Consider the following 8,006-nt stretch of genomic DNA (forward strand, 5'->3'; position numbering starts at 1 on the left):
CGCCCGCCACCTTAGCGCAGGAGCGGGGCGCGGCTCCATCCTCTCAATCGCGCCCCTCGCGCAGCGCGAGTAGGCGAATCTCTTCGATGCTGATCTCGCGCATGCGGAACTTCTGGATCTTGCCGGTAACGGTCATCGGGAACTCGTCGACGAACCTGAAGTGGCGCGGGATCTTGAAGTGAGCGATGCGCGCCTTGCAGAACGTCCGCAACTGCTCGTCATCGGCGTGGTGGCCCGGATGCAGCTTGATCCAGGCGACGATTTCCTCGCCATAGCGCTCGTCGGGGATGCCGATCACCTGCACGTCGGCCACCGCCGGGTGAGTGAAGAAGAACTCCTCCAGTTCGCGCGGATAGATGTTCTCGCCGCCGCGGATGATCATGTCCTTGCTGCGCCCGACGATCCGCACGTAGCCGTCGTCGTCCATCACCGCCAGGTCGCCGGTGTGCATCCAGCGCGCCGGGTCGATGGCCTCGGCGGTGGCCTGGGGGTCGTTCCAGTAGCCGAGCATCACGCTGTAGCCGCGGGTGCACAGCTCGCCGATCTCGCCGCGCGGCACCACCCTGCCCGTCTGGTCGACGATCTTGCTCTCCAGCCTCGGCTGGGTGCGTCCGACAGTGGTCACGCGCAGTTCCAGGCCATCGTCCGGACCGGTCTGCAGCGACACCGGGCTGGTCTCGGTCATGCCGTAGGCGATCTGCACCTCGGCCATGTGCATGTCGCCAATGACCCGCCGCATCACCTCGATCGGGCAGGTGGCGCCGGCCATGATTCCGGTGCGCAGGCTGGAAAGGTCGAATTCGCGGCGGCGCGGATGATCCAGCTCGGCGATGAACATGGTCGGTACCCCGTACAGCGCGGTGGCGCGCTCCTCGGCCACGGCCAGCAGGGTCGCCTCGGCGTCGAAGCTGGGCGCCGGGTAGATCATGGTCGAGCCGTGGGTGACGCAGCCGAGGTTGCCCATCACCATGCCGAAGCAGTGATACAGCGGCACCGGGATCACCAGGCGGTCTTCCGCGCCGAGTCCGAGGCTTTCGCCGACCATGTAGCCGTTGTTGAGGATGTTGTAGTGGCTGAGGGTGGCGCCCTTGGGGAAGCCGGTGGTACCGGAGGTGTACTGGATGTTGATCGGCTCGTCGAACTGTAGCGAGGCCTGGCGCTGGCGCAGTTCCTCGGCGCCTACCGCGGCGGCTAGCCCCGGCAGGCCCTGCCAGTGCAGGAAGCCCGCCGGCGCCCGCTCGGCCAGGCTGATCACGCCGCGCAGCTCCGGCAGGCGCTCGCTGGCCAGTTCGCCCGGACGTGCCCGCGCCAGCTCCGGCAGCAGGTCGCCGAGCATCGCGTGGTAGTCGCTGGTCTTGAAGGCGTCGGCGCAGATCAGCCAGCTGCAACCGGACTGCTTGAGGGCGTACTCCAGCTCGCTGCTGCGGTATGCCGGGTTGATGTTCACCAGGACCGCACCGACCTTGGCGCTGGCGAACTGGGTAATGCACCATTCGGCGCAGTTCGGCGCCCAGATCCCGAGACGCTCGCCGGGGCGCAGGCCCAGGGCGATGAAGGCGCGGGCGTAGGTATCGACCCGCTCCGCCAGTTGCCGCCAGCTGTAGCGCAGGCGTTGATGCCGCACCACCAGCGCCTCGCGCTCGGCATGATGCGCGACGGTGGCATCGAAGGCGTCGCCGACGGTGGTCGCCAGCAAGGCGACATCCTGGCGACCCGAGGTATAGCTCGGCTGATTCATGGCTTTCCCTTGTTGTGGTTGTTCTGGGAATGTCGCTGAACCGTCGTCCTGCGCCGCCAGGGCGCTACGACGGACACCGGCGAGCGGTGTCGGTGAAGTCGAAGAGCATGTTTACGTTAACGTAAAGGTAAACGCAAGAGGCTTATCCGCCCAGGGCCGTCGGCCCCGGCGCGGCCCAACGGAACGGCGTAGAATGGGCGGTTTTTCACAGGAGCACAGCATGACCCCGGAAATCGCCATCGGCCTGGTGACGGCCCTCGGTCTCGGTGCGCTGGTCGGTCTCGAGCGACAATGGCGACAGCGCTCTTCCGGCATGGCCACCCACGCGATGGTCGCACTCGGTGCGGCCAGCTTCTCGATCCTGCCGCTGTTGCTCGACAACGAGGTCAGCGTGACCCGCATGGCGGCCCAGGTAGTCAGCGGCATCGGTTTTCTCGGCGCCGGCGTGATCATGCGCGACGGCCTCAGCGTACGCGGCCTGAGCACTGCGGCGAGCATCTGGAGCACCGGCGCGATCGGCGTACTGGCCGGCAGCGGTTTCATCCTGGCGGCCTGCATGACGACCGCGCTGATCGTCATCGCCAACCTGTTCCTGCCCGCTCTCGGCCGGGTGGTGGACCGCCACACCTCGGGCGAGGCCGAGCAGGAGCGCTTCTACCAGATCAGCGTGTCCTGCGAGGCGCGCAACGAAGCGCTGGTGCGCATGCAGTTGCTGCAACGCATGGGCGACAACCGCCTGAACCTGCAGAGCTTGGAAAGCCACGCGCTGAAAGGCAGCGGCAACGTAGAAGTGAACGCCGTGGTGTTCACCCTGCACAAGGAGGATTCGCTGGTGGAACAGATGGTCGGCGAGCTGTGCCTGGCACCGCAAGTCACCGCCGCCAGTTGGGTGATGAATCCCGCCGCGGAATGAACCGGCGAATTTAGGTTGCCCATTCTAGACGCTTCGCCGCAGGCTTTTCCCACCTCCAGACAAGAACAAGCCGGAGTGAACCACACCACCACTGCCTGTTTCGTGGACGGGGCGAGCCGCCCCGCGGGGAGGAGTCATGCGCTTGCGTTGTTTCTTGCGAGGTTGCCGCTGGGACGAAGGTAGCCTGGTCACGGTAGGCCCCGACCTGATGCTGCGCCAACGTTGCCGGCGTTGCGGCGCCCATCGCTATCTCAGCGTCGAGGCGCCGCCCGAGGAAGCCTGAGCGACGCCGGTCGCGTCCAGGCGTCGAGCGGCTGGCCCTTCAGCGCAGGACCAGGCTGGCCCGGGTGCGCAGGTAGCTCTGCCGGTAGACCACGCTGTTGGCCGGACTGGCGGTATATACCAGGGAGTACATCGCGCGCTGTCCCAGGGCCATCGCCACGATCTGGGTCAGCAGCACCTCGTTGCCCTGGCTGATCCGGCAGTGGGTCTCCAGCGATGCCAGGCCGCCGAGGTTCGAGCGGATCGGTGTGGTGCAGCGCGAGCCCAGCCCGGCCTTGCGGTAGCCCGATTGGACGACATCGAAGACACTCTGGAACTGGCCGTCGATCTCCACCGACTCCTCTTCCATCATCTTCAGGCTGAGCAACTCGATGCTGGCTTCCTTCTCACCTCCCGGCCCGAGCTTGGTCGCCAGTTGCCGGGAGCCCAGTTGCTCCACGTCGCTGGCCTCGGGTGGGATGCTCTCGGTGATCACCTGCCAGCCGGCCGGCCAGTCGACCTCGGGCTGATAGCCACTGCTGGCGCAACCCGCCACAAGCCCCGCCACTACCACCAGCGCCAAGCCGGACGCCTTGCTTCTCATAGCATTTCCTTACTCGCAAAACCCATCGGAGGGAAAGGTCGAACCTGTCGCCATGGCGCCGTCCGCGCAGTCTCCGAGCCCATGGCGACAAGGTTCCCAGCTTACCGGAGAGACGGCGAGCGCCAAGGCGCAAGCCTGAACAAGCTAGCCGACTTGGCGAGGAACGCACAAATTTCATCGGCTGGCGTACAGGTATGGGACATCGGTACCAATAGCGAAGTCGCGCAATCCGTCAGTTTTTTTGAATTTTTGCCATTGGAAAAAGTCTGTTCAGCGCAGCGTTTTTCCAAGTCCCATCCGGCCCGCAAGGAGAACCCATGGCTGAACCCCAGGACAAGTACACCCGGCGCACAGGTAGGACCTGGGCGGACGACCAGGCGACCTACAACCGTCTGCGCGAAGAAGCCGACGCCGCTCGCCAGAAGCTGCGCGAAAGCGGCTACAGCGGCGCCGAGTACGACCAGTTGCGTCAAGCCGCCTTCGATCTCAACCGCAAGGCCAACCAGTACTGGGAGCAGATGCTCAGCGACCTGCGCCAGGAAGACTGATCAGCGCCACGCCGGGAGACTGCCGCTCTCGGCCCGCACACCCCCTCCACTCTTTGCGTGCTCCTGGCGTCGGCTCATTCGGGCGCATCCGGGTATTGCACCTCGTCCAGCAGGCGAAACCCCACGCTGTCGGCGTCCAGCGCGCCGAGCAGCTCGATCTGTCGATCGATGTCCTGGTTGATATTGGCCAATTGGCCGATGAAGGCATTGGCCGCCTGGCGGGTGCCAGGGTCGGAGCTGCGCGACAGCTCGAAGCCGAGCTGGGTCAGGGCGGCAGCCAGGTGAGCGAGATTGCGCACACTCAACGAGTGCAACTGGCGGGAAACGGCCTGTTCATCCTGAACGGTGGGAGGGACATCCATGAGTCAGATCCTTCGACTGGCACAATGTGACATTCGTCACAGAGATTAACCGAAGCCCCGCAGAACATCCATGCCAGCTATTTCCCTTCGTCGGCTCTGGCCCGGCCCCTGCGTCGTCCTCAAGTTGTCAGATCCGCTGTCGATACTCTGCGAGCCGGAACACGCGCCATGCCCGCCTCGCCGGGCCACAGGGACGTCCTCGGCTGCCTCGTCGCAGCCTGCGTGCCGGTCCAACCTGGCAATCCATCGAGGCGTTCCATGCTGCAACAATCCCTACGTGCGCAAATCCTTGTCCTGCTCGGCGGCAGCCTGGCGGCGCTGCTACTCATAGCCCTGGCCTGCTTCGGCTCGCTGACCGGCGACGTACGCGCCTACCGCGAGCTGCTCGGCGGCCCCGTGCGGGCGGCGCAACTGATCGACGAGGCCAACCTGCAATTCCGCGGCCAGGTCCAGGAATGGAAGAACGTCCTGCTGCGCGGACGCCAGGCAGAGGCCCAGACGAAATACTGGAGCCAGTTCGAGGCCCAGGAAGGAGCGGTGCAGGACATCCTCGGGCGCCTGGGCAGCGTGGCCGAAGGCGAGTTGAAGGATCGTGTCGAGCGCCTGCGCGAAGAGCACCGGCGACTCGGTACGGCTTACCGACAAGGCAGGCAACGGTTCCTCGAGGCGGGCGCCGACCCTATCGCCGGCGACCAGGCGGTGACCGGCATCGACCGCGCCACCACCGCGCAGATGCAGGCCTTGCGTGACGAACTGCACCAGGCCAGTGATCTCCGTTCCGCCGCCATCAGCGCGGAGGCCCGGCGCACCATGCTGCTCGGCAGCCTGGTGCTGATCGGCGCCAGTCTGGCCGTCGCCCTGCTCAGCCTGTGGCTGGTCAATCGCAACCTGGTACGTCCGGTGCAACGCCTGATCGAGCACATCGCCCAGCTCAGCCATGGCGACTTCGGCGAGCGCATCGAGATCCGGCGCAAGGACGAACTCGGCAAGCTGGCCCTGGCCGCCAACACGCTGCGCGACTTCCTGGTGGACATCTTCGAGCGGCTGCGGCGCAGTACCCGCGACCTAGACAGCGCCAGCGGCTCGCTGAACGCGATCGCCAGCCTGATGGCGGCCGGTACCCGCGAGCAGTTCAGCCGCACCGACCAGGTCGCCACGGCGATGCAGGAAATGTCCGCCACCGCCCAGGAAGTGGCGCGCTACGCCGGCGACGCGGCCAAAGCCGCCGACGAGGCGGACGATTCCGCCCAGCGCGGCGAAGACGTGATGGAAGAAACGATTCGCAGCATCGGCGAGATGCGCAAGGAGATCGACCATACGGTGGAGGTCATCCGCCAATTGGAAAGCGATAGCGGCAGGATCGGCAAGGTCCTCGACGTGATCCGCGGCATTGCCGAGCAGACCAACCTGCTCGCCCTCAACGCGGCCATCGAAGCCGCCCGCGCCGGCGATGCCGGCCGTGGCTTCGCGGTGGTCGCCGACGAGGTCCGCACCCTGGCGCAGCGCACCGCCGAGTCCATCGCCGAGATCCACCAGATCATCGATACCGTGCAGAACGGCGCGGTGAATGCCGCGCGCGCCATCGAAAGCGGGCAGTCGCGCAGCGAGGCCGGTGCCGAGCAGGTTGCCAACGCCGGCGCCATGCTGCGCCAGATCACCGCCTCGGTCGAATCGATCCGCGACATGAACCGCCAGATCGCTACCGCCGCCGAGGAACAGACCGCCGTGGCCGAGGACATTTCCCGCAACCTCACGGAAATCGCCTCGATCGCCTCCAGCAACCAGGAACAGGTGGAGCAGACCGAAGCCGCCAGCCGTGATCTCCACAACCTCTCCGCGCAACTGGGCGATGCCCTGCAACGCCTGCGGGCCTGACCTGGGGTAAGAAAAGGACTTCCACGAGGTAGGGCGGACAAGCGCAACACGGTTATCCGCCACTCCAACGGGGCCTGGCGGATAGCGCCTATGGCGCTACCCGCCCTGGCCCGCTCAGTCGAGAGCGTTGTCCAGCACTTCGTAGATCAGCCCGGTCGCCACCGCCACCAGCAGCAGGTCGGTGCCGGCCTGCATCCACTCGTAGCCGTCGTAGTGCGGCAGCCGGCCTAGCAGGCGGCCGTCGAGTTTCTTGGCGATGCCGGGCGGCAGTGGCTTGCCGCGCACCAGGTTCTTCTGGATGCCGGGCGGCAGGGCCGGCCCCGGGTTCCAGTAGCCGCGGTTGTCGCCGAGGATCACCCGTACCCCGCCGACGTCGATACGCGGTCCCGAGTCCCAGTTGCCGCCGCCGTTGCCCTTCTGGCCGGCGCCGCCGCCCTTGTTGCCGGGGCCGCCATGGTTGTCGTGGCCACCCTGGTTGCCTTTGTTGCCCTTGTTACCCTTTCCGCCGTCCATCTGGTTACCGTGCGGGTTACCCTTGCCATTGCCCGGGTCGGCCAGGACGGCAGGCGTACCGCCGAGCAGAGACAGGCTCACGACCAGCGCGAGCACAGAACGAGTGTTGAACATGATGATGTTCTCTCCATGCGAGGACGAACCCTCGATAGCTTAGAACCGTTTCGCCTGTTTGATTCAGCGCCACCGATTGCGCCCCCAGGGAATGTCCGGAGTAGAGCTTGGTCGGGCCTATCGAATCGGCTATGCTGCCGCTCCCCGCAAGCGACCACCCGCACTCCCCGATGACCTGGCTGCCCACTCCGCCATAGCCATGCCTGCTCCTTCCGGCAACGGTCCGAGCGACCGCGGCCAGCGTTCGTTCGCCTGAACGCCTGTCGTCATCCCTTGTTTTTTCAATGCCATCCCACGGCCCGCACCGTCGACCGACGGCACGGGCCGCGCCTCGTCCCTGGATATCCCGATGCTACAGACGCTGAAACAGAACTGGTTCTCCAATATTCGCGGCGACCTGCTCGCCGGCCTGGTCGTCGCCCTGGCGCTGATCCCCGAGGCCATCGCCTTCTCCATCATCGCCGGGGTCGACCCGAAGATCGGCCTGTACGCCTCCTTCAGCATGGCGGTGGTGATCGCCTTCGCCGGCGGCCGTCCGGGAATGATCTCCGCCGCTACCGGCGCCATGGCGCTGCTGATGGTCAACCTGGTGAAGGACCACGGCCTGCAATACCTGCTGGCGGCGACCCTGCTCTGCGGCGTGCTGCAGATACTCGCCGGCTACCTGCGCCTGGGCTCGCTGATGCGCTTCGTCTCGCGCTCGGTGGTGACCGGTTTCGTCAATGCCCTGGCGATCCTCATCTTCATGGCCCAGCTACCCGAACTCACCGATGTCGGCTGGCCGGTCTACGCGATGACCGCCGCGGGCCTGGCGATCGTCTACGGCTTCCCGCACCTGCCCCGGATCGGCCGGCTGCTGCCCTCTCCGCTGGTATGCATCCTGGTCCTCACCGGCATATCCATCTACCTGGGCCTGGACATCCGCACCGTCGGCGACATGGGACAGTTGCCCGACAGCCTGCCGCTGTTCCTCTGGCCGGACGTGCCGCTGAACCTCGACACCCTGCTGATCGTCCTGCCCTACTCCGCCGCCCTGGCGGTGGTCGGCCTTCTGGAGTCGCTGATGACCGCCACCATC

General features: G+C 66.2%; 9 protein-coding genes. 5 read left to right on the plus strand and 4 right to left on the minus strand.

Annotation, left to right across the window (positions count from 1 at the left end):
• Positions 1–43 precede the first annotated feature (43 nt).
• Positions 44–1,738 (minus strand): AMP-binding protein, encoded by a 1,695-nt coding sequence (locus tag FFS27_RS06930; protein ID WP_023101206.1) that lies wholly within the window; start codon positions 1,736–1,738, stop codon positions 44–46.
• A 220-nt stretch (positions 1,739–1,958) separates the two neighbouring features.
• On the opposite strand from FFS27_RS06930, the gene FFS27_RS06935 reads away from it, so the two are divergent.
• Positions 1,959–2,651, plus strand: a complete 693-nt coding sequence (locus tag FFS27_RS06935; protein WP_003102512.1) for an MgtC/SapB family protein — start codon at positions 1,959–1,961, stop codon at positions 2,649–2,651.
• A gap of 136 nt (positions 2,652–2,787) precedes the next feature.
• Positions 2,788–2,934: a PSPA7_2676 family Cys-rich small protein gene (locus tag FFS27_RS33190; protein WP_003090016.1), complete on the plus strand. Its 147-nt coding sequence runs from the start codon at positions 2,788–2,790 to the stop codon at positions 2,932–2,934.
• 39 nt (positions 2,935–2,973) lie between these two features.
• Here the strand turns inward: FFS27_RS33190 and FFS27_RS06940 are convergent, their stop codons facing one another.
• Positions 2,974–3,516, minus strand: a complete 543-nt coding sequence (locus FFS27_RS06940; RefSeq protein ID WP_003090018.1) for a DUF4946 domain-containing protein — start codon at positions 3,514–3,516, stop codon at positions 2,974–2,976.
• A 317-nt stretch (positions 3,517–3,833) separates the two neighbouring features.
• On the opposite strand from FFS27_RS06940, the gene srfA reads away from it, so the two are divergent.
• Entirely contained in the window at positions 3,834–4,064 is a 231-nt protein-coding gene (gene srfA / locus FFS27_RS06945; protein WP_003090022.1) for a stress response facilitator SrfA, read from the plus strand.
• A gap of 74 nt (positions 4,065–4,138) precedes the next feature.
• On the opposite strand, the gene plzR is transcribed toward srfA, so the two are convergent.
• Positions 4,139–4,426, minus strand: coding sequence for a type 4 pili assembly inhibitor PlzR (gene plzR / locus FFS27_RS06950; protein ID WP_003090024.1), 288 nt, complete (start codon positions 4,424–4,426; stop codon positions 4,139–4,141).
• A gap of 168 nt (positions 4,427–4,594) precedes the next feature.
• Between plzR and ctpH the strand changes: the two genes are divergently transcribed.
• The gene (ctpH, locus tag FFS27_RS06955) at positions 4,595–6,301 is read left to right on the plus strand and encodes a methyl-accepting chemotaxis protein CtpH (protein ID WP_021264881.1); all 1,707 of its coding nucleotides are present in this window, start codon (positions 4,595–4,597) and stop codon (positions 6,299–6,301) included.
• Positions 6,302–6,415: 114 nt separating this feature from the next.
• On the opposite strand, the gene FFS27_RS06960 is transcribed toward ctpH, so the two are convergent.
• Entirely contained in the window at positions 6,416–6,928 is a 513-nt protein-coding gene (locus FFS27_RS06960) for an anti-virulence regulator CigR family protein (RefSeq protein ID WP_003139043.1), read from the minus strand.
• Between the two features lie 349 nt (positions 6,929–7,277).
• Between FFS27_RS06960 and FFS27_RS06965 the strand changes: the two genes are divergently transcribed.
• Positions 7,278–8,006 (plus strand): SulP family inorganic anion transporter (locus tag FFS27_RS06965; protein ID WP_137951956.1); only part of this gene is annotated, 729 nt, incomplete at its 3' end.

Source organism: Pseudomonas sp. 2VD, from assembly GCF_005503585.1.
In the GTDB taxonomy this organism is placed as follows: Bacteria; Pseudomonadota; Gammaproteobacteria; order Pseudomonadales; family Pseudomonadaceae; genus Pseudomonas; species Pseudomonas aeruginosa.

Bases quoted from the DNA above. Each gene is read 5' to 3' on its own strand.
- FFS27_RS06930 (WP_023101206.1), bottom strand. From the start codon at position 1,738: ATGAATCAGCCGAGCTATACCTCGGGTCGCCAGGATGTCGCCTTGCTG.
- FFS27_RS06935 (WP_003102512.1), top strand. From the start codon at position 1,959: ATGACCCCGGAAATCGCCATCGGCCTGGTGACGGCCCTCGGTCTCGGT.
- FFS27_RS33190 (WP_003090016.1), top strand. From the start codon at position 2,788: ATGCGCTTGCGTTGTTTCTTGCGAGGTTGCCGCTGGGACGAAGGTAGC.
- FFS27_RS06940 (WP_003090018.1), bottom strand. From the start codon at position 3,516: ATGAGAAGCAAGGCGTCCGGCTTGGCGCTGGTGGTAGTGGCGGGGCTT.
- srfA (WP_003090022.1), top strand. From the start codon at position 3,834: ATGGCTGAACCCCAGGACAAGTACACCCGGCGCACAGGTAGGACCTGG.
- plzR (WP_003090024.1), bottom strand. From the start codon at position 4,426: ATGGATGTCCCTCCCACCGTTCAGGATGAACAGGCCGTTTCCCGCCAG.
- ctpH (WP_021264881.1), top strand. From the start codon at position 4,595: ATGCCCGCCTCGCCGGGCCACAGGGACGTCCTCGGCTGCCTCGTCGCA.
- FFS27_RS06960 (WP_003139043.1), bottom strand. From the start codon at position 6,928: ATGTTCAACACTCGTTCTGTGCTCGCGCTGGTCGTGAGCCTGTCTCTG.